The 22,376-nt window shown below is 54.3% G+C and carries 21 protein-coding genes, 2 tRNA genes and 1 pseudogene; 16 read left to right on the top strand and 8 right to left on the bottom strand.

Annotated elements, in window-relative coordinates:
• Nucleotides 1-17 precede the first annotated feature (17 nt).
• On the top strand, nt 18-989 hold the full coding sequence (locus tag ACTIKR_RS09110; protein ID WP_193087513.1) for a Bug family tripartite tricarboxylate transporter substrate binding protein: 972 nt from the start codon (nt 18-20) through the stop codon (nt 987-989).
• A 549-nt stretch (nt 990-1,538) separates the two neighbouring features.
• On the opposite strand, the gene ACTIKR_RS09105 is transcribed toward ACTIKR_RS09110, so the two are convergent.
• Nucleotides 1,539-1,691 (bottom strand): hypothetical protein, encoded by a 153-nt coding sequence (locus ACTIKR_RS09105; RefSeq protein WP_442327686.1) that lies wholly within the window; start codon nt 1,689-1,691, stop codon nt 1,539-1,541.
• Nucleotides 1,692-2,488: 797 nt separating this feature from the next.
• On the opposite strand from ACTIKR_RS09105, the gene ACTIKR_RS09100 reads away from it, so the two are divergent.
• From ACTIKR_RS09100 to ACTIKR_RS09080, 5 genes and pseudogenes are all read left to right on the top strand, one after another.
• Complete coding sequence (locus ACTIKR_RS09100; protein WP_442327685.1) at nt 2,489-3,844, top strand: acyclic terpene utilization AtuA family protein; 1,356 nt, start codon at nt 2,489-2,491, stop codon at nt 3,842-3,844.
• Between the two features lie 2 nt (nt 3,845-3,846).
• Nucleotides 3,847-4,200, top strand: a complete 354-nt coding sequence (locus ACTIKR_RS09095) for an AtuA-related protein (RefSeq protein WP_442327684.1) — start codon at nt 3,847-3,849, stop codon at nt 4,198-4,200.
• 25 nt (nt 4,201-4,225) lie between these two features.
• Nucleotides 4,226-5,197, top strand: coding sequence for a Bug family tripartite tricarboxylate transporter substrate binding protein (locus tag ACTIKR_RS09090; RefSeq protein ID WP_442327683.1), 972 nt, complete (start codon nt 4,226-4,228; stop codon nt 5,195-5,197).
• Between the two features lie 467 nt (nt 5,198-5,664).
• Nucleotides 5,665-6,555, top strand: coding sequence for a LysR family transcriptional regulator (locus ACTIKR_RS09085; protein ID WP_442327682.1), 891 nt, complete (start codon nt 5,665-5,667; stop codon nt 6,553-6,555).
• Between the two features lie 71 nt (nt 6,556-6,626).
• Nucleotides 6,627-6,836: pseudogene (locus ACTIKR_RS09080) on the top strand (transposase domain-containing protein); the annotation flags it as partial.
• A 168-nt stretch (nt 6,837-7,004) separates the two neighbouring features.
• Here ACTIKR_RS09080 and ACTIKR_RS09075 read toward each other — a convergent pair.
• Nucleotides 7,005-7,082: transfer RNA gene (locus tag ACTIKR_RS09075), tRNA-Arg, on the bottom strand.
• A 291-nt stretch (nt 7,083-7,373) separates the two neighbouring features.
• On the opposite strand from ACTIKR_RS09075, the gene ACTIKR_RS09070 reads away from it, so the two are divergent.
• Nucleotides 7,374-7,826 (top strand): hemerythrin domain-containing protein, encoded by a 453-nt coding sequence (locus ACTIKR_RS09070; protein ID WP_226816877.1) that lies wholly within the window; start codon nt 7,374-7,376, stop codon nt 7,824-7,826.
• 184 nt (nt 7,827-8,010) lie between these two features.
• Here ACTIKR_RS09070 and ACTIKR_RS09065 read toward each other — a convergent pair whose 3' ends face one another.
• Together ACTIKR_RS09065 and ACTIKR_RS09060 are read right to left on the bottom strand one after the other, a co-directional pair.
• A complete protein-coding gene (locus tag ACTIKR_RS09065) occupies nt 8,011-8,145 on the bottom strand; it encodes an entericidin A/B family lipoprotein (RefSeq protein ID WP_014751378.1) in 135 nt (44 codons plus the stop codon).
• 127 nt (nt 8,146-8,272) lie between these two features.
• Nucleotides 8,273-8,845, bottom strand: a complete 573-nt coding sequence (locus ACTIKR_RS09060; RefSeq protein ID WP_442327681.1) for a ferritin-like domain-containing protein — start codon at nt 8,843-8,845, stop codon at nt 8,273-8,275.
• Nucleotides 8,846-9,065: 220 nt separating this feature from the next.
• On the opposite strand from ACTIKR_RS09060, the gene ACTIKR_RS09055 reads away from it, so the two are divergent.
• Complete coding sequence (locus ACTIKR_RS09055; protein ID WP_193088680.1) at nt 9,066-9,515, top strand: GNAT family N-acetyltransferase; 450 nt, start codon at nt 9,066-9,068, stop codon at nt 9,513-9,515.
• A gap of 154 nt (nt 9,516-9,669) precedes the next feature.
• Here the strand turns inward: ACTIKR_RS09055 and ACTIKR_RS09050 are convergent, their stop codons facing one another.
• Nucleotides 9,670-10,311 (bottom strand): FMN-binding negative transcriptional regulator, encoded by a 642-nt coding sequence (locus ACTIKR_RS09050; protein ID WP_442327680.1) that lies wholly within the window; start codon nt 10,309-10,311, stop codon nt 9,670-9,672.
• Nucleotides 10,312-10,682: 371 nt separating this feature from the next.
• On the opposite strand from ACTIKR_RS09050, the gene ACTIKR_RS09045 reads away from it, so the two are divergent.
• From ACTIKR_RS09045 to bioA, 3 genes are read left to right on the top strand one after another with little or no spacing between them, the layout of a single operon-like run.
• Nucleotides 10,683-11,843, top strand: a complete 1,161-nt coding sequence (locus ACTIKR_RS09045; RefSeq protein ID WP_442327679.1) for an aminotransferase class I/II-fold pyridoxal phosphate-dependent enzyme — start codon at nt 10,683-10,685, stop codon at nt 11,841-11,843.
• Nucleotides 11,844-11,845: 2 nt separating this feature from the next.
• The gene (gene bioD / locus ACTIKR_RS09040; RefSeq protein ID WP_442327678.1) at nt 11,846-12,466 is read left to right on the top strand and encodes a dethiobiotin synthase; all 621 of its coding nucleotides are present in this window, start codon (nt 11,846-11,848) and stop codon (nt 12,464-12,466) included.
• Nucleotides 12,463-13,773, top strand: a complete 1,311-nt coding sequence (gene bioA, locus ACTIKR_RS09035) for an adenosylmethionine--8-amino-7-oxononanoate transaminase (protein WP_442327677.1) — start codon at nt 12,463-12,465, stop codon at nt 13,771-13,773. Before bioD ends, bioA begins: the two co-directional genes overlap by 4 nt.
• A 253-nt stretch (nt 13,774-14,026) precedes the next feature.
• On the opposite strand, the gene ACTIKR_RS09030 is transcribed toward bioA, so the two are convergent.
• A tRNA-Ser gene (locus ACTIKR_RS09030) sits at nt 14,027-14,120 on the bottom strand.
• 161 nt (nt 14,121-14,281) lie between these two features.
• On the bottom strand, nt 14,282-15,544 hold the full coding sequence (locus ACTIKR_RS09025; protein ID WP_442327676.1) for an aspartate kinase: 1,263 nt from the start codon (nt 15,542-15,544) through the stop codon (nt 14,282-14,284).
• A 265-nt stretch (nt 15,545-15,809) separates the two neighbouring features.
• On the opposite strand from ACTIKR_RS09025, the gene ACTIKR_RS09020 reads away from it, so the two are divergent.
• The 5 genes from ACTIKR_RS09020 to ACTIKR_RS09000 all read left to right on the top strand — a co-directional run bounded on the left by ACTIKR_RS09020 (nt 15,810) and on the right by ACTIKR_RS09000 (nt 21,704).
• Nucleotides 15,810-16,757, top strand: a complete 948-nt coding sequence (locus ACTIKR_RS09020) for a 2-hydroxyacid dehydrogenase (protein ID WP_442327694.1) — start codon at nt 15,810-15,812, stop codon at nt 16,755-16,757.
• 230 nt (nt 16,758-16,987) lie between these two features.
• Nucleotides 16,988-17,881: a 3-hydroxyisobutyrate dehydrogenase gene (mmsB, locus tag ACTIKR_RS09015; RefSeq protein ID WP_193088674.1), complete on the top strand. Its 894-nt coding sequence runs from the start codon at nt 16,988-16,990 to the stop codon at nt 17,879-17,881.
• The gene (locus ACTIKR_RS09010; RefSeq protein WP_442327675.1) at nt 17,878-19,044 is read left to right on the top strand and encodes an acyl-CoA dehydrogenase family protein; all 1,167 of its coding nucleotides are present in this window, start codon (nt 17,878-17,880) and stop codon (nt 19,042-19,044) included. The genes mmsB and ACTIKR_RS09010 overlap by 4 nt, the downstream gene beginning before the upstream one ends.
• A gap of 73 nt (nt 19,045-19,117) precedes the next feature.
• Entirely contained in the window at nt 19,118-20,395 is a 1,278-nt protein-coding gene (locus ACTIKR_RS09005) for a magnesium and cobalt transport protein CorA (protein ID WP_442327674.1), read from the top strand.
• Between the two features lie 160 nt (nt 20,396-20,555).
• Nucleotides 20,556-21,704, top strand: coding sequence for an NAD(P)/FAD-dependent oxidoreductase (locus ACTIKR_RS09000; protein ID WP_442327673.1), 1,149 nt, complete (start codon nt 20,556-20,558; stop codon nt 21,702-21,704).
• Between the two features lie 174 nt (nt 21,705-21,878).
• Here ACTIKR_RS09000 and ACTIKR_RS08995 read toward each other — a convergent pair.
• On the bottom strand, nt 21,879-22,376 hold a 498-nt coding region (locus ACTIKR_RS08995), incomplete at its 5' end, for a tellurite resistance TerB family protein (RefSeq protein WP_442327672.1).

The following is a 22,376-nucleotide window of genomic DNA, read 5'->3' as shown; positions in this document are numbered from 1 at the left end:
TAAAAGGAGAACGCAGAATGCGTAGATGGTTTCAAGCGGGATTTTCCGCCATTGCACTTAGTATCTCGACAATTTCCATGGCAGCAGGATCCTGGCCAGAGCGTCCCTTGACGCTTGTCGTGCCGTTCGGTCCCGGTTCCAGTCCCGATCAAATGGCGCGCGTCATTTCCGAGCAGGCAAGCAAGACACTGGGTCAACCCATCGTGATACAGAATCGTCCTGGTGCCAGCGGCAATCTGGGAACCAATGTGATCGCCAAGTCCAAACCCGACGGTTATACCTTTGGCGTATCCATTACCGGCCCGCTGGTCAACAACACGCTTATCTACAAGGACTTACCCTACGATCCAAAAAAGGACCTAGTGCCGCTGACGTTGGCTGTGCACCAGCCAAACGTGCTGGTCGTGCCGGCAAACTCTCCCATCAAGACACTGCCGCAATTGCTTGAGGCCATGCGTAATCCGAAGTCGCAATACAATTTTCCTTCGACCGGAACAGGCACGATCGCGCATTTGTCAGTCGAGTTACTTCTGCAACGTGTGGGTGGAAAGGCTGTTCATGTCCCATATGCGTCTTCACCGGCGGCGCTGTCCTCCCTGCTGTCAGGCGATGGGCAGTTTGCGGCACTTCCACCGATTGCTGTCATGCCCATGGTGAACGACAGACGGTTGCGCGCATTGGCAGTTGTGTTCAATGAATCTACGGATATGTTTCCGAATATTCCGACGCTTGCCGAGCAGGGAGTAAAAGACATTGAAGGATCAGGCTGGATAGGCTTTGTCGCGCCTGCCGGCATGCCGGACGATGTCCGACAAACCCTGACCGATGCACTGATTGCGGCAATCCATGATCCAAACGTGCAGCAGCGCCTGAAGGCGCAATACATGCTGCCTGTGGGTAATCAGCCGGAAGAGTTTGCCCGCTATATGGACGAGGAGCTCAAGCGCTGGGGACCGATCATTAAGCGATTGAATCTGAGTGTGAATTAAGGTGATGGGCCGGGCTCTGGCTCGGGCTCTTCATCATAAAAGGGGGACAAGCGGTATTCATTAAACTTGTATTCGCGAAAAACCAGGTTTAATGGCGGTAATGCCGATGTCCCGGGCAATTTCTATATCACGATTCAGTGGCGCGGTAATCCAGCGCGTACAAAAAACAAAAGGCCTCCATATGGAGACCCTAAGTAATGTGGCGCGCCCGGCAGGATTTGACCATACGAAACGCAAAGCAATGTCACCACAGACCAATGGCATTTGCGAACGCTTGCACAAAACCATTCTGCACGTGTTTTATCAGATCACGTTGAGAAAGACCCTCTGCAGTGATCTGGATTCTTCATAGAAAGATCTGGACGGACGGCCGAATTTTTATAACAATGAAAGGACTCGTCAAGGCAAAGGGCGCTGGGGCTGAATGCCAATACAGATCTTGCGTGAGGGTAAGGAGGTTTGGGAGTCGAAGGATGTGACCTAAATCGAACCTGGCAGACACTGCGTAACAAACGGGTAACTGTCAGCTCATGTTTGAGTTAGTCCATATTAAGTAATGCACAAAACGTTGGAGTGCCCGACTTCTTCGCTCGTTTTTTCAGGGCCAATGACGATTTGTATTTCACATCTAAGACGCACGAGACAATCAAGTATTTTTGCTTCGCTTGTACCTTTGAATTGGCCGCGAAGCTGACTGGACAATTTTGGTTGTGCAATACCTAGTGCAGTTGCAGTGAGTAGTAGGGTCTCAATGACGAGATCGGATAATTTCGCCTATTTTTGCAGCCAGTTTTGTCTTAACGAGCAATTCGTCCGCATTATTAAATCCTAAGTCAGTACAGACATTGCCGCCGCTTTTTCTTCGATAGCAATCATTTTTTCTCCTAATGCGTGAATTTGAACCGCTTTCAGTCTTAAGCGAATTAGATCTATATCTAGTTTGGGGAGCGCTAGCGCCTTAGTGGATTTCTTCTGACAACAGACAGTGTAAAACTATTCTTCAAGCGAGATTCTATGTCTGCTTACATAAATGAGACAATCCTCAGGGGCAGTTGACTGTACTCCTACCTAAGAAAGGATGCTACTAAGTTGCGAGAAAATGACATGCTTGCATGGAAGGTTATTTCCTGGGCCTGTTGAGTGTCCTTTGACCGAATGTTCCCAGGAGCATACTTAAAGCCATGTCTGTGCATGTCTAAGGTGGTCCTATTCTTTTGTGATTTTTTTTATGTGAACGCCTCCCAGGAGGTAATCGAATTGCAGAAATGCGTAGCGTGGCGAGAACGGCTGTTGTCTAGCGTTCACCACATCCACAGAAACGCCTGTATTTATGCAAGTTTATCTATACTTGCTATGAATAATATTCACAGCCTCTATTCCTCCATAGGGCTAGCTGCACCACTTCCCGGTCTATAGACTTGTTGTTAAGCAATGTACTTAAACAGATATTTCGCAAAAACGTCACGCACGTCTAACACAAGCACATAGGAGAAAAACGCATGAACAAAACGGTCCGCATTGGATCTGGCGCGGCCTGGTGGGGAGACCGCATAGAGCCCGCTGCCTTGAATGCTGAACATGGGAAACTTGACTATCTTTGCTTCGAGACAATGGCCGAAGCCACTGTTTCGGCAGCCCAGGTCCGCAGCCGGCGCGACCCCAGTTTCCCTGGCTACGACACCTATCTGGAAGACCGCATGCGCGCTGTTTTGCCGGCCTGCATGCGCCAAGGCACTCGCATTATTTCCAACCAGGGCTGGATCAATCCCACGGCGGCCGCCGAACGTGTTGTGGAGCTTTTACGCGAACTAGGCATATCAGGCGTGAAAGTTGCCGCCGTTACTGGCAGCCTGATTACTGAACGCATATTGGATCTCACCGACCATATTCTGGAAAACGGAGAGCCCACCACCACGTTGGCGCCTACTCTGATCTCTGCTGAAGTCTATCTAGGCGCAGAACCCATCGTAGAAGCGCTGCGGGCCGGCGCCCAAATCGTTATAACGGGTCGCGTAGCCGATCCATCGATATTTATGGCGCCGATGATGTACGAATTCGGCTGGGATCCGCTTGACCACGCTCGCTTGGGTGCGGGTAACGGTATAGGGCATCTGCTGGAATGCGGAGCGCAAGTGACTGGTGGCTACTTTTCTGACCCGGGCTTCAAAGATGTACCTGAACCCTGGAACTTCGGCTTCCCAATCGCCGAAGTGCAAGAAGACGGCAGCGCCGTTATCACCAAAGTAAAAGGCACCGGCGGCGCAGTTACTCTACAAACCGTGAAGGAACAAATCCTGTACGAGGTGCACGATCCTGCCAATTATCTGACTCCGGATGTCGTCGTTGACTTTACGACCGTCAACCTGGAACAGGACGGTCCTGATCGCGTACGCGTGACGCATATCAGCGGTAAGCCGCGAACGCCGACCCTAAAGGTCTCGATAGGTTGCACAGAAGGCTTTATTGGTGAAGACATGTTTTTTTATGCCGGACCCGGAGCCTTGCGACGCGCCCAATTAGCCAAACGCATACTGGAAGAACGCTTCAAAATTGTGAAACTGGATGCTGAAGACCTGCGAATAGATTTCCTGGGCATCAACGCCATTCATGGGGAAGCCACGCCAAACGACGCGCCGGAACCCTATGAAATCGCGGTACGTGTCGCCGCCCGCACTCGTACCCGCGAAGAAGCGGAAAAGGTCGGGCGAGAAGTTGACGGCATGGCGGTTTCTGGCATTGCGCATACCGGCAAGCGCGTGCCGCACCAGGACCGAACGCGAGAGATCATTGGTGTCTGGTCCTCGTTGGTACCTCGTGAAAGTGTCCCAGCCACTGTAACTTATTTTGAGAGTTGATCATGTTAATACTTCTGCAGCATCTGGCCCACACTCGTTCTGGAGACAAAGGAAACACTTCAAATATCTCCGTGTTTGCCTACGAACCGGAATTTTATGAACTTCTTAAAGCCCAGCTTACCGCCGAACGCCTCAAAGCTTTCTATGGTGGCGTGATTACGGGCGACGTATTGCGCTATGAGGTTGACAACATACACGCCATGAACTTCGTCGCTCAGGGTGCGTTGGGCGGCGGTGTATCGCGCAGTCTTTGCCTGGACAACTATGGCAAAGCCCTGTCCGCTGCAATTCTGGGGTTCAAGGTGGATGTGCCCGAATCGTTGCGCGGCAAGCTACACGGGCAACAGTTGCTTTGAGTTAATAACTATCGGAGGAGTCAATATGTTTAAGAATAAAATGGTAACGGCGCTAAGCCTTGGCATAGCGATGGCGGTATGCGGGGTAGCCCATGCTGCGTATCCCGAACGCTCAGTGACGATAGTGGTTCCTTATCCTCCAGGCGGCACCACGGATCTTCTTGCTCGCCTAGTATCCATGAAACTGACCAAAAGCCTGGGACAGACTTTTGTCGTTGAGAACAAGCCAGGAGCAGGCGGTCAAATTGGGACATTGGCCGTTGCCAGAGCCAAACCAGATGGCTATACCCTGGTCATGGGTACCATCAATACCCACGGTATCAATGCAGCCATGTACAAAAAGCTGTCATATCGAACGGTAGAGGACTTCGCACCCGTAATCATTGTGGCCGACACGCCCAACGTCATGATTGCGAATAAAGATGCTCCGTTTAAGACATTCGAGCAGTTCATCGCATATGCGAAAAAAAATCCAGGTGCAGTCAGCTTTGGCTCGACCAGCATGGGCGGCAGCCCTCACATGTCCGGCGAACTGCTGAAAGCCAAGGCAGGTATCGATATGGTCCACGTGCCGTATCAAGGGGGTGGCCCCATGCTGAATGATGTGATAGGTGGGCAAATCCAAGTTGGATTCGATAACTTGCCCTCATCAGCGGGGCACATCCGGGCAGGTAGCCTACGGGCTCTGGCCGTGACGACAAAAGATAGATGGCCAACATTCAAGAACGTCTCTTCCATTAGCGAATCTGGCGTGCCTGACTATGAAGTATCAGCCTGGTTCGGTATCTTGGCTCCCGCCGGCACGCCTACCGATGTAGTACAAAAATTGAATCAGTCCATCGCTTCAGCTTTGACTGACGAAGATGTAACTAAACAGCTTGAAGGTATGGGTGCGCGACGGGTAAAGAATACGCCGCAAGCGTTTGCTGACCGCATCAAATCCGAAGTGGCCAAATGGACAGAAGTGGTCAAGACCAACAAACTACCGTTGCTATAGGTGCAAACCGGTTGGGTTTGCACCTATTTAACAGGAGCGCTCATTTGAAAATGAATGCGTGGTTGGAGTCACGGTCGGTGAAGCCCCTGTTTTACACGAGGTAAAGCCGAACGAAACCTCGAAATATCAGGAACGTGTAGACGCTTGATGGCTCCCCCTTAAGATTAGACGCTAAAGTGACGACAAAGCCCCGCTTATCAAACAGGCGTCTGGTGCTGGTAAAGATAATAGTAACGACCCCCGGCCGAAGCGCAAGCTCGGGGGGCGAATTCTTGATCTTCCAATATTAGCCGCATATTTGTGCAGCTAATACGTGAGCGTGGCCAGTACATCGGTATATATTTTGGTTGTTTGTGATTAAGATGGGTGTTCAAGTAGGCTGCCTAACAACAAGTCTATAGACAGAGGCGTGGCACAATCAACCCTATCTGAGAATCAATATTATGAAATTATTCATAAGGGAAGGTATGGATAAATTTGCCGAAATACTGGTGTTTCTGTGTGTCGTAGAAGAAGGCAGTTTTTCTGCTGCCGGACGCAAGCTGTCACGCACTCCTTCCGCGATAAGCAAGATAATTGCCCGCCTGGAATCGCGGTTGGCAGTTCGATTGTTCGACCGTATTGCTGGGACGATACGATTAACACAAGAAGGCCAGCGATTTCGCGAGCATGGAAAGAAAGTGGTCGACGCCATGACTGAAGCTGAAAATTCGGTAACGCCAAATGAATCGGAAATGACGGGGGTACTACACATACATACCAGTCTGACCTTTGCCAAATATCAGTTGGCTCCGCTGCTGCCCTTGTTGCTGAAAAGGCATCCTAGCTTACGTATCGAATTCATTATCGGGACTGATCGCGGCGATTTCCTGAAAAAGGATATTGACGTAGCGATTCACAGCGGAAGCCCGACAGAACTGTCCATGGTGGGTAAGCCATTATTTCTTAGGCGCTGGATTATTGCTGCCGCGCCGGCGTATCTGAAGAGGAACGGGGTGCCGGTGGTTCCTGACGAGCTGCATAGCCATCACTGCTTGAATTTTACGGTACGACAACAGTGGAACGCCTGGACCTTCATCGAAAACAGTGTCCCCAAGGCCGTCAACATTCAAGGGGTGGTGGGCGCCGATCAGGGCGAATTGCTGCGTACTCTGGCCCTCGTGGGCTTGGGAATCGTGCGCTTGGCCGAATTTCATATCGCCGCTGATATTGCCGAGGGCCGGCTTGTTCAGTTATTGACCGATTACCCGCCCGCGACACAAGACATGATGTATGTCTTGTATCCGCCTGGCAAGACCCTGGCGCCGCGAGTACGCGCGTTCCTACGATTCCTGAACGAGCATTTTGCGGTTCAATAGGGCAGGGCATGCTGATCGGTATTGTTGTGCAAGACAAGATTGATGTTGCCCTGATTTCACGTACAGCAGATGCGCCCGGGCATAACAATTGGCTGTTTGCCGGGTTCCTGCGTACTGGTAAACGGGCTGCTGCTGTCATGAGGCTCGTGCGGTCAGCCAGATTCGATGGTCATGACCCTTATGCGTACTTGAAAGAGGTGCTCACACGCTTGTTTATGCAACCGGCCATGCGGATCGGCGAACTAATGTCACGCAACTGGGCCGTCCAACGGGCGAACTAAATGACGATGGCCACTAACGCGGTCATGTTAATATGATTTTGCTTACCGAGTAATTGGTCAAAGAAGTAATCTTTTTTGGCCCGGCTACATTTTGCAGCCAGTCTACGGGCAACCTCGTTTCAATAATACAAAAAACAAAAGGCCTCCATATGGAGACCCTAAGTAATGTGGCGCGCCCGGCAGGATTTGAACCCACGACCCCTTGGTTCGTAGCCAAGTACTCTAATCCAACTGAGCTACGGGCGCGCTGTAACTGCAAGAAAAGAATTATGCGCTAAACAAGGCCTGATTGCAAGTGCTTTTCACGTTGTATTTTAAAAAATGTTGATAACGCGCGACAAGACTGCAATTTCGGCTTTGTTTGCATGAGTTTTGTTGTTCCGGAGCAACGTGCGATGTTGCATATTTTTCTGGGTTGGGGCTAGATGAGGGGAGTGATTGCGACTGGTGAATTTTGTTGCACTTGCTTATGGCTTCATGACGGCCATCGTGTATGGCGCAGAAAGCCCCGAAAAACGGAAAATATGAAAGGGACCGATGATGGAAACAGTTTATGATGCACTGCGCGAGAGTCACGAAACGCAACGCAGTCTCTGTAAACGGCTGCTTCGCACCAAGCCCGGTACGGGCAGCCGGGACGATATTTTCAAGGCGCTGTATGTTGAACTCGAAGCGCATGCGGCCGCAGAAGAGCGATTTTTGTATGCGCCCATTCTGATGGATGACAACGGGTTGTCGCCTTCGCGACATGCGCTGGCTGAACATCATGAGATTGAGGAAATGCTGGAGGGTTTGCAGTCTGAGCCATCCAATTCACCGGGGTGGATGGCTCAGGCCAAGGCCTTGTCCAAAAAGGTGCACCACCATTTGCGTGAGGAGGAGAAAAAATTCTTTCAGGCGTCGGGAAAAATTCTGACTGATGCGCAAAAGACAAAGCTGGCCAAACAATATCGTCGCGATTTCGAGCGGATGAAGAAAGTGCTCGCCTAGGACGGCCGGCTGCCGGTGCGCTTGATGACTCCGGCGCGGCCAATTCGCGAGCAGCGGCGGGCTATAAAAAAGCTGCCTGTGTAATGCATGCATAAAGGCACACACAAGGCAGCTTTTGGTCGATCACCGATCTTGTCGTCTGTTGTTAGACAGGGAACATCACCGGGATATTGACGCCTGGAATTTATTTATGGCGTTCAGCGGCACCCGAGATCGCAGCACCACCGCGTTCCAGATCCTGTCCGGCACCGGAAATGGTATTGCATGCAGCCAGGCCGAGCAGAGATACCAGTACAGCAACAAGTCCCAATTTTTTCATGATTTATTCTCCTATGTCGGTCTAATTACAAATACAAACGTGATAATCCGCGATTACGAATAAACTGTCAACGCCCAATTGCCATTGCAAGCTGATTTTTTCCGGAAATGTTATTTCAGCGTACTACTTATTTGGTTACGACGGATCGCATCCAGTCGCTCAGTTCGTCGGCATGTTCTTCCTCGTCATTCAGGATGCTCTCCAGGAGTCGGCGTGTTGTGGGATCCTTGTCGCCGATCAGTTCAATCATTTGCGTGTAGGATTCAATCGCGACCCGCTCGGCAATCAGATTCGATTTGATCATGTCGTGCAATTCAGCGTCGTCGTTGTAGTCGGCGTGGCTGCGGGCCAATAGCGTGTCTGGTGAAAAATCCGGCTCACCGCCCAGTTGCACGATGCGTTTGGCAATGGAGTCGGCATGCGCCGATTCTTCATTGGCGTGCACCAGAAATTCATCGGCGATGGCAGGGGACTCCAATCCCGTCGCAGTAAAATGGTGGCGCTTGTAGCGCAAGATACAGACAATCTCTGTCGCTAACGCATCGTTCAGCAGACGCACAATGTCTTCGCGCCAGGGATTGTCATGCCCTATAACGGCGCCATCATCCAGACTTTGCTTTGCTTTTTCAATGGCCGTCTCGTCCAGTTGCAGGCGACTAGCGGTATTTTTTTTCATACTTGTCTTGCTCTTCTCTTTCATAATAACTCCTGTCTTTAAATAGGTATTTAATAAGGAATATTGGATTCAGAATAGTGTCAGATAGAATGAATGCCAGCCAAAGATCTATGTTCAAATAATAACATTAATAGGCAAAGTGAAAAATTGCTGATGCAAAAGATAGCGATCCTATGTCAACTGTCATGGCGTTATGGCTTGCAATCAGGCTGATTCGCAGTCGTTTCAACTACAGGAATTACATATGCAGGATACGGATATCAGGCTTGCGCAGGTTGAGGATTTTGATCAGTGGGGCGTGCTATGGCGCAGCTACCTGGCGTTTTATGGTGAGCCGGAAGATGCGCAGATCAGCCAGACTACCTGGCAGCGTTTTATAGATGGGAAAGAGCCCATGCATGCATTTGTGGCTGTTCGGGGCGGACAAGTCGTCGGGTTTGCGCATCTCATTGGTCATCGGTCCACCTGGTCGCAAAAAGACCGTCTGTATCTGAATGATTTGTTCGTCGCCCAGGCCCACAGGCAGAACGGCGTGGCCCGGCAATTGCTTGAGTACGCCAGGCATTTTGCCACCAGCAACAACTATGAGTGGTTGTACTGGACGACGCGCGAAGGTAACGCCACGGCAAGAACGCTTTATGATCAGGTCGCCAGCCGAACAGATTTTGTGCAGTATCGTGTTTTTATAGATTGATGTCGATTCGTTGAGTACAGGCTCAAGGTGCACATCCGTGACGCATCGGTATTTCGACGCTTTGGCGGACAATCGCGCACGCTTCTTATTGGCATCCGACGCTGACGGGCGAGGGCTGGACGCAGCTGCCCCATGCTGCATCCGGCTGGGGCTATCAGGTTTTTCCTGCTGACGCCATAACCTGCGCCAACGCGCTATTGCCGGACAAGCCGTCGTCATCGCGCAGGTTTTCAATGACGCCGGCCCGATCTGCCTGGCTGCGATTCTGGCTCAATTTCCATTTTCCATCGATGCTCGCAACCGTGATTTCCAGTCCGACGATGGCGCGCTTTTGTCGGTCGATAAAATCGGCTGGCGCATCTGTTACTTGCCACGGAGCAGGCCTGCCGGTTTCCTGCATGCGGGTTAAGGCGCTGATCTGGCTTTGCAGCCAGTCGGCGTCATCTGTGGTGGCTAGGGTGCCTCGCATTTGCACCATGACATAATTCCAGGTGGGGACAACCTGGTGGGTCGTTGCCTTGCTTGCATACCAGGATGGCGAGATGTACCCCTGTTCGCCCTGGAACACAACTAGACAGGCATGATCTGCCGTCAATAATTTCCAATGCGGGTTGGCCCGCGCCATATGTGCCCGCAATGTGCCGTGCTCGCCCTCTTCGGGGAAGTACAGAAACGGGATCGGGCTGGCCTGGACGCCTTCGGGGCTCTGGGAGATAAGCAATCCCAGCGGATGGCGGCGTATCAAATCTGCAATTGCCTCGGGGTCGGCAACGCGAAAGTGGGAGGGGTTGTACATGACAGTCTGATTCAAAGTGGGATGCCGGTCAGGGGTTCGCAAGCTGCGGTGCTATGTGCATTATACGAAGTGATGTTCGCGGGTAAGATGTAAGAGACGCGCAACGCATATAAAAATAGGTTTGCGTGGCACTTGCCAGGCAACCGGCGCCCGCGATTGCGCTCGCTTGGGGTTTCCCGATGGCGGACATTCATCAGGCTAGGTGACTATTTTTGCGCAACATCACTGTTCGTCTGTTATTTTGCGCCTATTTTTCAATTTATTAAAATTTCATTTGCAAAGCCTTCTTTTTAGAATAGGGGTTGAACGTCGCATATGCCCGGTTGATGCTGGGAGCCTCATGTTTGCGACAAATATTCAGGTGTCGCCCCATGTATCATTTTTACGATCAGTATTGTGTTGAGCAGGCCGCTAAAAGCCGGCTGCGCGCGTTGCCGCAAGTGGATCTTCCGGTCTCGCTCGACTTTTCCAGTAACGACTATCTCGGCCTGGCTACCCATCCCGATGTTGTGAACGCCGCGATTGAAGCTGCCAGGCAATGCGGTGCCGGTTCAACTGGTTCCCGATTGCTGTCCGGAAACTACAGTCTGATTGAATCCTTTGAAAGGCAGATCGCCCAGAGCAAGCATACCGAGGCGGCCCTTATATTCAGTTCGGGTTATCAGGCCAATATGACCGTACTGGCCAGTCTGCTGAGCCAGCGTGTCCTGCCGGCGGCACCCATTGTTTTTTTCGACAGACTCAATCATTCAAGTCTTTATAACGCGATGTTTTTATCCGGGGCGGAATATGTGCTGTTCGAGCGCAACGACATGGCCGACCTGCGCCGTCAGTTGCAAAAGTATCGAGTGGCGTCCCGGCCCGCGTTTATCGTGACTGAAACCGTTCACGGGATGGAAGCGGACCTGTTGCCCATTGCGGATGTGGTCGATATTGCCGCCAGCTACAACTGTTTTCTGTATCTGGATGAAGCGCATGCGACAGGTTTGTATGGCCCGCAAGGCTATGGCCTGTCCACGACAGTCGATTTGTCGCCGGTGCCGCATATGGTGATGGGGACATTCAGCAAAGCTATCGGTGGCGCCGGAGCATACATTGCCTGCAATACGATCATGCAGCAATTCATGTTGAACAGAACGGCCGGCTTCATTTATTCAACGGCGCCGTCGCCCATGAGCGTGGCGGCGGCAGCTAAGGCATGGAGCATGGTTCCGGCGCTTGCTGCGCAACGCCAGCAGGTATTTGCCATGGCCGATTTGCTGCGCCAGCTGTTGCGTGCTCGCGGCCTAACCGTCATGGGCGATGGCACCAATATCGTGCCAGTATGTCTGGGAGATGAATCCGACACGCTGGCATTGAAGAAAGTGCTGCTGGAAGAAGGCATGATGGTGTCAGCGATCCGACCGCCCACCGTACCGACTGGTACTTCCCGATTGCGTATTGCCATCAATGCGCTTCATGATAGCGATAGCGTGAACCAGCTGGCCCAGGCCATTGTGCAGCACTTGTCCCGTCCAGCGACAAGGAGTTGATCATGCGTATTTTTGTCACTGGAACCGATACCGATGTGGGCAAGACGCTGGTGTCGGCCTGGCTATGCCGGCATTTTGGGTTTGACTATTTCAAGCCGGTGCAGGCAGGCTTGCTGCCGATGACCGATAGCGAGTGGGTGAAGATCCATGCCGGTTGTCATACTTACCCGGAAACATACCGGCTGCACGAGCCGGCGTCACCCCATTACGCCGCCCGGCTGGAGGGCAGGCAGCTTGCGTTGGACAACATCCGCCTGCCTGACGCGCAACGGCTGGTGGTGGAGGGCGCCGGCGGCGTCATGGTCCCGCTGGGCGCGGGATGCCTGATGATCGATCTGATCGCCTGGCTGGCTCTTCCTGTGCTGGTGGTGGCTTCGACCAGGCTGGGAACGCTTAACCATACGCTGCTTACTTTGCAGGCCTTGCGCTTGCGGGGTATTGCTGTGCTGGGCGTCATACTGAACGGCCCGCCATGCGATATGACTGCGGACACAATTGCAGACTATGGCAGTGTGCCCGTGCTGCAGCACATTCCGGTGCTGTCTGCCGGAGTCAGTGCATCTACCTTGATGCAAATCGCGCCGACGTCAGCGCTTAAACATGCTTTGGGAGTGCAAGAATGAACGCAAGAAAGAACCGCACGCTGGCGGAACGGGACAAGGCGCTGGTGTGGCATCCGTTCACTCAGGAACAAACCGCCGCGCCACGCCTGCCGGTCTCGCATGGGCGCGGACCATGGCTTTACGATACGGATAATAATGCCTATCTTGATCTGGTATCGAGTTGGTGGGTGAACCTGTTCGGGCATGGCTGCCCGCACATTGCGCAAAGTATTGCCGCGCAGGCAAACAGGCTGGAGCATGTGCTGTTCGCCGGTTGCACCCATGAGCCTGCCGTGCAATTGTGTGAGGCGCTCAGTGCCATGCTGCCTGAAAAATTGCGCAAGTTCTTTTTTTCCGATAATGGGTCGACGGCCGTTGAAGTTGCACTGAAAATGGCGCACCAGTACTGGAAAAATGCGCATGGACAGGAGCGCAAGCTGTTTATCGGCTTTGAAGGTGGGTACCATGGCGACACCTTTGGCGCAATGTCAGTTGGCGCGCATTGCGGCTATCACGATCAATTCCGTTCGCTGTTTTTCGAGTCGGTGGTGGTACCTTTTCCGGATACTTGGTGGAATGACCAAGAGGTACAGGCCCGGGAGCAGGCAGCGCTTGCGGCACTGGAAGCCGCACTGATACGACATGCAGGCCAGGTCGCGGCCATGATCATGGAACCGCTGGTGCAGGGGGCAGCAGGCATGCGTATGTGCCGGCCGCAATTTGTTGCCAAGGCATGCGCACTGGCCCGTGCGCACGACACGCTGGTGATCTTCGATGAAGTCATGACCGGATTCGGCCGCACCGGCACCCGCTTTGCATTTGAGCAGACAGGCGCAGTGCCGGATTTTTTATGCGTGTCCAAGGGGATAACAGGCGGTTTTCTTCCGCTGGCATTAACCATAACGGGCGACCATATCTACGAGGCCTTTTTATCTGAGCAGGCTGACCGGGCGTTTTCTCACGGACATTCCTATACAGCCAATCCGCTGGCCTGCGCCGCCGCCGTCGCGGCAATGGCTTTGCTAATTACCGATGAAACGTCGCGCGCACTGCAGGTACTGCCGCAATGTCATCATGAGGGATTGCAACTGCTGCAACAGGCCGTGCCGGCGATACTGCGCCCTCGGATTACCGGAACCATTGCTGCCTTTGATTTGCCGCAGTCATATCCGCATTCGGCAGGACAGCTGCACCAGCGCTTTCTGGAAAAAGGCTTGTTGATTCGTCCCATTGGCCAGACAGTGTATGTGTTGCCGCCCTATGTAACCAGCCCGGCACAGTTGCAGGCAGCGTATCAAACGATAGGACAGGTTCTTGCTGCTCGGTAAAGACCGGGTCGCAGGACATCCCGCTTGGGGGTGGGCAGCAACTTCGTATGTGCTATAACCCCCGAGGTTCGCAAATAAAGGTCTGCGGATAGGTGGCTGAAGATAAAGGGCCGAAGATAAAGGGCCGAAGATAAAGGGCCGAAGATAAAGGGCAATATGGTACGGCCAAAGCGCGGCGGCTGGTCCATGGGACCGATCATCGCGCCGTGAAAAATGAAAAAGCCCTTGAAATTCAAGGGCTTTTAAGTGTTTTTGGCGGAGACGGAGGGATTCGAACCCTCGATGCAGGTTTTAGCCCACATGCTTCCTTAGCAGGGAAGTGCCTTCAGCCTCTCGGCCACGTCTCCGAACAATCCGAGATTCTAACACGATTTTTGTCGCGGCCGCCACAAAATTTGCTCAAAAGGGCAGCAACTAGCGGAAAATTTACCGGGGTGTGGCAGCAGCGCTATTGCCTGGCACGTTTGCTGCCCCCAAACCTGCTGTTGCCCCGGCCATTGAGCCACGATCAGGCCTGTTCGACTTCCTGGTCCAGGCCAAAGGCTTTGTGCAGGGCGCGCACGGCCAGTTCCATGTATTTGTCGTCAATCAGAACCGAGGTCTTGATTTCGCTGGTGCTGATCATCTGGATGTTGACGCCTTCCTTGGCCAGCGTGCTGAACATCTGGCTGGCGACGCCGGCGTGTGAGCGCATGCCGATACCCACGATAGACACTTTGCACACCTTGTCGTCGGTCAGCACTTCGCGGGCGCCGACTGCGGGCAGGATGGTGTCGGTCAGCAGTTCCGTCGCCCGTTTGAATTCGGCGCGGTTCACCGTAAAGGAAAAGTCGGTGGTGCCATCGACAGACTGGTTCTGGATGACCATGTCGACGTCGATGTTGGCTTTGGCAACGGGCCCCAGAATGGCATAGGCAACGCCGGGCTTGTCAGGTACACCCAGCAACGTCAGTTTGGCTTCGTCGCGGCTGAACGCGATACCGGAAATGACAGCGGATTCCATTTTTGAATCTTCCTCAAAGGTAATTAATGTTCCTGAATTTTTCTCTTCCTGCAGGGCAATTGCAGGGTCGGTGAGCGATGACAGGACGCGCAACGGCACCTTGTATTTGCCGGCAAACTCGACTGAACGGATTTGCAGGACTTTGGAGCCCAGCGATGCCATTTCCAGCATTTCTTCAAAGGAGATGACAGACAGGCGCCGGGCTTCGGGCACCACGCGCGGATCGGTGGTGTAGACGCCATCGACATCTGTATAGATCAGGCACTCGTCGGCGCCGACCGCAGCGGCAATGGCAACAGCCGACGTATCGGAGCCGCCGCGACCCAGCGTCGTGATATGGCCGTCAGGGTCAATGCCCTGGAAACCGGTGACGATGACGACCCGGCCACTATCGAGCTCGGCCTTGACGCGTTTGTCGTCTATGGACTTGATGCGAGCCTTGGTAAAAGAGGAATCTGTTTTCACAGGCACTTGCCAGCCGGTGAAACTGCGGGCCTTGATGCCTTCGGCCTGCAGGGCCAGGGCGAGCAGGGCGCTGCTTGCCTGTTCGCCGGTCGCGGCGAGCATGTCAAGTTCACGACCGTCGGGCAATTCGGAAATTTCCTTGGCCAGCCCCAGCAGGCGATTGGTTTCACCGGACATGGCCGAGGGCACAACCACGACCTGATGGCCGGCGTTATGCCACTTGGCCACGCGTTTCGCAACATTCTTGATTCGTTCAACGGAGCCCATGGAGGTTCCGCCGTATTTGTGGACTATGAGAGACATCGAATTTGCAATAAAAGTTGCCCGAGATCGGGAGTAACCCATTATTCTACAACGAGTCAAATATTTATTCTGGAAAAAGCCCGCCTGCCGTGGCATTGCGTCATTCAGATCGTCCCGTTAAGCGCATTCCAGGACCATCCCTTCAGACCAATCCGTCATGCCTCTTTTGTTAAGCGCACCCTGCACCCGGCCCGGGCATGTCACGTGATCACAGGCGTGGTATTCTCTTTTTCAGTGAACATAAACAATGTTTTTTGAGGAGGATATCATGGCAAAAACAAAAATCGTCCAGGTCGCCAGCGGCACACAACTGGTCAATAGTCATCTGCGGGAGAACTACGAGGTGCTGGCCTTGTGGGAGCAAGCAGATCCGCAGGCGATTTTGGCGGAACATGGCAAGGGCGTGCGCGGCCTGGTGACCACTGCCGGGCACGGACTGAAGAATGAATGGTTGGACAGCCTGCCTGATCTGGGCGTGGTCAGCAGTTTTGGCGTGGGATACGACACGATTGACGCCGGCGAGCTGAAAAAAAGAGGCATACAACTGGGCAATACGCCGGATGTCCTGAATGCGTGTGTTGCCGATCTGGCGGTTTGTCTGCTGCTGGGCAGCGCCCGACAACTGGTCTGGGGCGATCGTTATGTGCGCGAAGGGCGCTGGCCGGTAGAGGGCCAGTTTCCGCTGGCGCAGAGCGTATCCGGCAAGAATGTGGGCATTGTGGGCCTGGGCGGTATCGGAGTGGAAGTGGCGCGCCGGCTAGCCGGTTTTGATTGCGAGATCCGCTACCATAATCGCAAGGCGCGCGATGATGTATCGTATGGCTATGAAGCCTCGCTGACGGGGCTGGCCGAGTGGGCCGATTATCTTGTGCTCACATGTGTGGGCGGCCCCTCCACGCATCATCTGATCAATCGGGAGGTGCTGCTTGCCCTGGGACGCAAGGGGACGGTTGTCAATGTCTCCCGGGGTACGGTGATCGACGAGGCGGCAATGATCGAGTTGCTGCAGCAGGACAAGCTGGGTTTTGCCGCACTGGATGTGTTCGAACACGAGCCGGACGTGCCGTCGGCGCTGCGCGAGCACGAGCGCGTGACGCTGATGCCGCATTCGGCCAGCGCGACCGTGGAAACCCGTCTGAAAATGAGCCAACGCGTGGTCGATAACCTTGACCGGTTCTTTGAAACGGGGCAGGTGATATCGCGGGTTGTGTAGACAGGAACGACGCCGCGCGCCGACACGGCCGCAGAACGTCTTATAAATGACATTCTGAAAGACCATTTCGCAGTATCTTGCGGTATCGACATTTTCGTATAATGAGTTCACGGTCGGTCGCAGCATCACCACCCACAGTGTGGGACGTGGCCGGCCACAGGCAATATTGTCCAGGTCACTGGCGGGGCGGTGGTCCTTCCTGTGCCAGACAAAAAATAACGGAGACAGCAATGAATATCGGTTTTATCGGGCTGGGTAATATGGGCGCGCCAATGGCGCTGAATCTGCTCAAGGCGGGCCATCAGCTGCAGGTGTTTGATCTGGTCGCCTCTGCCGTGGCCGAGCTGGTCCAGGCAGGCGCCACCTCGGCGGCATCACCTCGGGAGGTGGCGGCCGCCCGCCCCGAGGTGCTCATTACCATGCTGCCCGCCTCGGTGCATGTCCGCAAGGTCTATCTGGGAGAGGACGGGGTACTGGCTGCGGTCGATCCGAGCGTGCTGTTAATAGACTCTTCCACCATCGATCCACAAACGTCGCGCGAGGTGGCTGCCGCGGCGCAGCGGCAAGGCAATGCCATGCTGGATGCGCCGGTCTCCGGCGGCACCGTAGGCGCCAAGGCCGGTACGCTGACATTTATGGTTGGCGCAGAACAGGCTGCCTTTGACAAGGCCCGGCCGATCCTGGAACAAATGGGCAAGAATATCGTCCATTGCGGCGGAGCCGGCAACGGGCAGGTTGCCAAGGTTGCCAACAATATGCTGTTGGGCATTTCCATGATCGGCGCGGCCGAGGCCATGAGTCTTGGCGTGTCGCTGGGCATGGATCCCAAAGTATTGGCCGGCATCATCAATACTTCATCCGGCCGTTGCTGGAGCACCGAAGTCTATAATCCCTGGCCGGACGTGGTTGAAACAGCGCCGGCATCCAAAGGCTATGCCGGCGGCTTTGGGGCTGACCTGATGCTCAAGGACCTGGGGTTGGCCACCGAAGCGGCCCGCGCGGCCAAAGTGCCGGTGGTCATGGGTGCAACGGCGCAGCAGTTGTATCAGACTTTCAGCGCACAAGGCAATGGTCATCTGGATTTTTCCGCCATCATCCAGTCTATGGGAAAGGTTGAGAAATGAGCACATTCGACACGGCGCTCAGCGAAGAACAGCGCATGATCCGCGATATGGCGCGCGACTTTTCCCAGCAGGAAATCGCGCCGCACGCTGCCGCCTGGGAAGCTGCCGGCTGGATTGATGATGATGTATTGCGTCGCATGGGAGATCTTGGCCTGCTGGGCATGGTCGTACCTGAGGAGTGGGGCGGATCGAAAACCGATTACGTGTCGTATGCGCTGGCGCTGGAGGAAATATCCGCTGCCGATGCGGCAACCGGCACGCTGGTGTCAGTTCACTGCTCTGTTGGTTGTGGAACGTTGCTCAACAGCGGCAATGACACCCAGAAAAAGCAATGGCTGTCCGAACTGGCTAGCGGTCGCGCCATTTCCTGCTTCTGTCTGACTGAACCGCAGGCGGGGTCTGAGGCGCACAACCTGAAAACCCGCGCTCAGTTGCAAGATGGCAAGTGGGTACTCAACGGCGCCAAGCAGTTCGTTACCAATGGCAAGCGCGCCAAGCTGGCGATCGTTTTTGCGTTGACCGATCCGGACCAGGGCAAGCGCGGCATTTCCGCTTTTCTGGTGCCGACCGACACGCCGGGGTTTATTGTGAACCGGGTGGAAAGCAAACTGGGTATCCGAGGATCGGATACCTGCGCCATCACGCTTGAGAACTGTGCGATCGGCCAGGAGAATCTGCTTGGCGAACGTGGCCGGGGCTTATCGATTGCACTGTCGAATCTGGAAAACGGACGTATCGGTATCGGGGCTCAGGCGGTGGGTATTGCGCGTGCTGCGCTTGAGGCCGCCATTGCTTACGCCAAAGACCGTGTTCAGTTCAATGAACCGCTGATCAAACACCAGAGTATCGCCAATATGCTGGCAGATATGCATACCCAGGTCAACGCTGCACGGCTGATGGTATTGCATGCGGCGTCCTTGAAGGACAAAGGTATTGCCTGTTTGTCCGAAGCGTCCCAGGCCAAGCTGTTTGCTTCGGAGATGGCCGAGAAGGTCTGCTCGCAGGCGATTCAGATTCACGGTGGCTATGGCTATCTTGAAGACTATCCGGTGCAGCGCTATTACCGCGACGCCCGCATTACCCAGATTTACGAGGGAACCAGCGAAGTACAACGCATGATCATCACCCGCGGGCTGGTTGACTATACCGGGTTTTGCCCCTGAGATCGCTTGCATTTGCCGTAAACGCGGGTGTAAGGTAAAAATGGTATCATCGCCAATCTGCAGGGAGTCTGTTATGGAAGATGAAAAAAAAACCGATGCCAGCGAAAAAAGCAATGAAAGCGTGGGGCCTGCCGGCCCCCGGGAAAATGTGCAAGATCAGGAAGGCGCCACGGCCTCTGCAGGCCAGGCTGGCAACAACACGGGCGCTCAGCTAGCCGACAATCAGGGGAACAAGGCGGGCGGGCGGGCCGGCGTTGTCGCCGGCGATAACGCCGCTACAGCCGCTACAGCCGCTACAGCCGCTACAGCCGATGCCTCCGGCGCCCCGCAAAAGAAGACGGGAGCCACTGCAGACGCCAAAACCGCCAGCGTTGATAGCAGCTCAGGCGTAGTGGCTTCTGTGGAGTACGTTCGCGGTCAACTTCACGCCGTTATTGCACCTGAAAACATCTCCGGTTACAAGCGCGATGCAGATCACTTGCTATGGACGGGCCTGAAGGATCCGTCTGACGAAGAATTGCGCATGACCTGTAAGAATCTGTCTTTCAGCAAGCTGGCGACCAAGGAAATCGTCAAGCGTCATTACCGTCCGAAAGTGATCGACTATGGCGACTATATTCTGATTGTCGCCGTTACCATCTCGCGTGAAAACAAGAAAATTGTCTATGGCGAGATGCAGATGATTTTCGGGCAGAGCTTTATCCTTACCGTCAGGCGGGGCGAAGCAATGACCAATACGCCTTTGCGCAAGCGCCTGGAAGGCTCGCCGGAATTGATTGCCCGGGGAAGTGACTTCGTGGTGGCTGAAATACTGGATGGGCTCGCAGATAGCTATCTGGCGCTGGCCGGCAGTTTCGAAGTCGACGTAGAACAGCTGGAGCAGAAAATGATTCTGCATGGTTTTCGCGAATCCGATGTGCGCAAGCTCTACAAGATGCGGCGTGATTTATTGCGCGTGCATACCTCCATTGCACCTGTCATTGAAATCTGCACCCGTATGTCGGTGGTCAATCTGACCTTTGTGGAGCAGGACTCACAGGGTTATTATCGTATCGTGGCCGACCGGGTGGCGCGGATTGATGACCAGATGAACGCCTTGCGCGAATCGCTGGCCTTTGCCTTTGAAGCCAGCCAGATGATTGCCCAGGCGCACCAGACCGACATTACCAAAAAACTGGCTTCCTGGGCCGCGATTCTGGCCGTACCTACCGCCATTGCCGGGATCTATGGCATGAACTTTACCAATATGCCGGAATTGAACTGGACCTACGGCTATCCGTTGATCATGCTGTTGATGTTCCTGATTTGCGGCCTGCTGTTTCGTCAGTTTCGCAAGACCGGTTGGCTGTAAATCCCCGTGCGATCCATGGGGTGAGCGTGCTTTTATGGTTAATCTCATTCATAATATCTTAGGGTGTGTTCGGTCTGGCGTTACCCGGCCAGACACGGCACGGTAACGATGCGCTGGCGACAAAAACAGCAGCCATCGGCCAACGAAGCGGAGGAAGATTTTGAGTAATGCAGCAGTGTTTGACTATATTGTTATCGGATCCGGGATTGCCGGCGCCTCTTTCGCATATCAGCTGTCGCAGCGACCCGGCACGATTCTGGTGCTCGAGCGAGAGGCGCATGCTGGATACCATTCAACGGGGCGCTCGGCCGCCATGTTCATTGAAACCTACGGGCCACCGCAACTGCAGGCGCTAACCCGCGCCTGTCGGTCATTTTTCGAGAAAGCCCAATCCAGTGGTTTTTCCGAACATCCGGTGCTGCATCCCAGGGGCTGCATCTATGTGGCAACCCATGCGCAAAAAGAGATTCTTGACAGCACCTATCGTGAGCTGCTTGCCCGCGCTCCGAATGTCGAATGGCTGAGTGCGGCGCAGGTCCTTGAGCGCGTGCCGTGTATGAAACCGGATGATCTATACGGCGGCATTTATGAGCGAGACGCAGAAGATATCGATGTTGACGCTTTGCACCAGGGGTACCTGAAAGGAATGAAGCGCAACGGCGTCGAGCTGGCTTTCTCTGTGGACATTCGCCAGGGTCGACGGCAGGACGGGGTCTGGATCCTTGAGAGTGCTGACGGCAGGCAATTTCGCGCCCGTCACGTTGTCAATGCCGCCGGCGCCTGGGCCGATGTTGTTGCACAGGCTTGCGGCGTGCAGGCCGTTGGGATTCAACCACGTCGGCGCAGTGCATTTACCTTCACTCCGCCCGAAGAGCTGAGCCTGGAGACGTTACCCATGGTTTGCGATATTGAAGAGACCTATTATTTCAAGCCAGATGCCGGTCAGTTGCTGGGTTCGCCTGCAAATGCGGATGATGTGGAGCCACAGGATGTTGTGGCCGAAGAGCTGGATATTGCAACTGGCATTTATTACATTGAGCAGGCAACGACCTTGCAGATTCGCAGGCCTACGCACGTTTGGGCAGGCTTGCGCAGTTTCGCGCCGGACGGCAACCTTGTTATTGGATGGGATCCTGCGCAAGAAGGGTTTTTCTGGCTAGCCGGGCAGGGCGGCTATGGTATTCAATCTTCAGACGGCGTCTCCCGCCTGGCCGTTGCAATGGCCTTGAACGAGCCCGTACCGGACGATTTGCTGGTTCAGGGGGTGGATCCCGGGCTTTTGAGCCCCTTGCGGTTTCGCGCAGGCTGACCTTGCAAGCAAGTGAAAGGGGAAACGGCCGCGCCGCTAACGAGTAGTAGCGAGTAGTTATAGGCGAGCCGTTCTCGCCTGGATGGCCGGCTTATTGACCGGTCAGGATATATTTTGACTGGCCAGGATTTATTTGGCGCTGTTCAGTTGCCACTTTTGCCGGCCAAAAATGTCTTAAGCCTTGGCAACCTGGGTTTCAAGTTCCGTCTTGAGTTCCGGCGTCAGGTCAAGTTGCTTGGCCAGCTCATCCAGATACGCTTTTTCCATGAAGTTCGTGCTGTCAATAATGGACACGCTGATGGCATACATTTGCGATGCCAGGTGGGGATCTGTTGCCAGGCTGGCGATCGCAACCGGATCCACCGGTTTGGCCAGTTCGGCCTTGAGCCATGCCTGTTCTTCCGGCGTGCTCATTTTGCTGAAATACTGGTCCAGGATGGTCTGCTCGTTTTCTTCGATGTGGCCATCGGCCTTGGCGGCGGCAATCATGGCGGTCAGAATGGCCTTGCTTTGCACTTCGGCCTGCGCTGCCGGCAATTGATTGATGGGTGTCGGTGGCTGGGCAGCTGCAGCGGTTGGGGCAGATGCCTGCATTTCAGGCTGGCGGTCAGACTGGTTTGCCTGCCAACGCTGGTAGGCACGATATGCCACTGGGCCCAGCGCGGCCACCCC

The organism is Advenella sp. (genome assembly GCF_052108595.1).
Classification (GTDB): Bacteria; Pseudomonadota; Gammaproteobacteria; order Burkholderiales; family Burkholderiaceae_B; genus Advenella.
Note: the sequence above shows the minus strand (reverse complement) of the source record. Positions and strands in the feature narration are given on the sequence as shown.

Coding starts and splice junctions, on each gene's coding strand:
- ACTIKR_RS09110 (WP_193087513.1), top strand. CDS start 18: ATGCGTAGATGGTTTCAAGCGGGATTTTCCGCCATTGCACTTAGTATC.
- ACTIKR_RS09100 (WP_442327685.1), top strand. CDS start 2,489: ATGAACAAAACGGTCCGCATTGGATCTGGCGCGGCCTGGTGGGGAGAC.
- ACTIKR_RS09095 (WP_442327684.1), top strand. CDS start 3,847: ATGTTAATACTTCTGCAGCATCTGGCCCACACTCGTTCTGGAGACAAA.
- ACTIKR_RS09090 (WP_442327683.1), top strand. CDS start 4,226: ATGTTTAAGAATAAAATGGTAACGGCGCTAAGCCTTGGCATAGCGATG.
- ACTIKR_RS09085 (WP_442327682.1), top strand. CDS start 5,665: ATGGATAAATTTGCCGAAATACTGGTGTTTCTGTGTGTCGTAGAAGAA.
- ACTIKR_RS09070 (WP_226816877.1), top strand. CDS start 7,374: ATGATGGAAACAGTTTATGATGCACTGCGCGAGAGTCACGAAACGCAA.
- ACTIKR_RS09065 (WP_014751378.1), bottom strand. CDS start 8,145: ATGAAAAAATTGGGACTTGTTGCTGTACTGGTATCTCTGCTCGGCCTG.
- ACTIKR_RS09060 (WP_442327681.1), bottom strand. CDS start 8,845: ATGAAAGAGAAGAGCAAGACAAGTATGAAAAAAAATACCGCTAGTCGC.
- ACTIKR_RS09055 (WP_193088680.1), top strand. CDS start 9,066: ATGCAGGATACGGATATCAGGCTTGCGCAGGTTGAGGATTTTGATCAG.
- ACTIKR_RS09050 (WP_442327680.1), bottom strand. CDS start 10,311: ATGTACAACCCCTCCCACTTTCGCGTTGCCGACCCCGAGGCAATTGCA.
- ACTIKR_RS09045 (WP_442327679.1), top strand. CDS start 10,683: ATGTATCATTTTTACGATCAGTATTGTGTTGAGCAGGCCGCTAAAAGC.
- bioD (WP_442327678.1), top strand. CDS start 11,846: ATGCGTATTTTTGTCACTGGAACCGATACCGATGTGGGCAAGACGCTG.
- bioA (WP_442327677.1), top strand. CDS start 12,463: ATGAACGCAAGAAAGAACCGCACGCTGGCGGAACGGGACAAGGCGCTG.
- ACTIKR_RS09025 (WP_442327676.1), bottom strand. CDS start 15,544: ATGTCTCTCATAGTCCACAAATACGGCGGAACCTCCATGGGCTCCGTT.
- mmsB (WP_193088674.1), top strand. CDS start 16,988: ATGAATATCGGTTTTATCGGGCTGGGTAATATGGGCGCGCCAATGGCG.
- ACTIKR_RS09010 (WP_442327675.1), top strand. CDS start 17,878: ATGAGCACATTCGACACGGCGCTCAGCGAAGAACAGCGCATGATCCGC.
- ACTIKR_RS09005 (WP_442327674.1), top strand. CDS start 19,118: ATGGAAGATGAAAAAAAAACCGATGCCAGCGAAAAAAGCAATGAAAGC.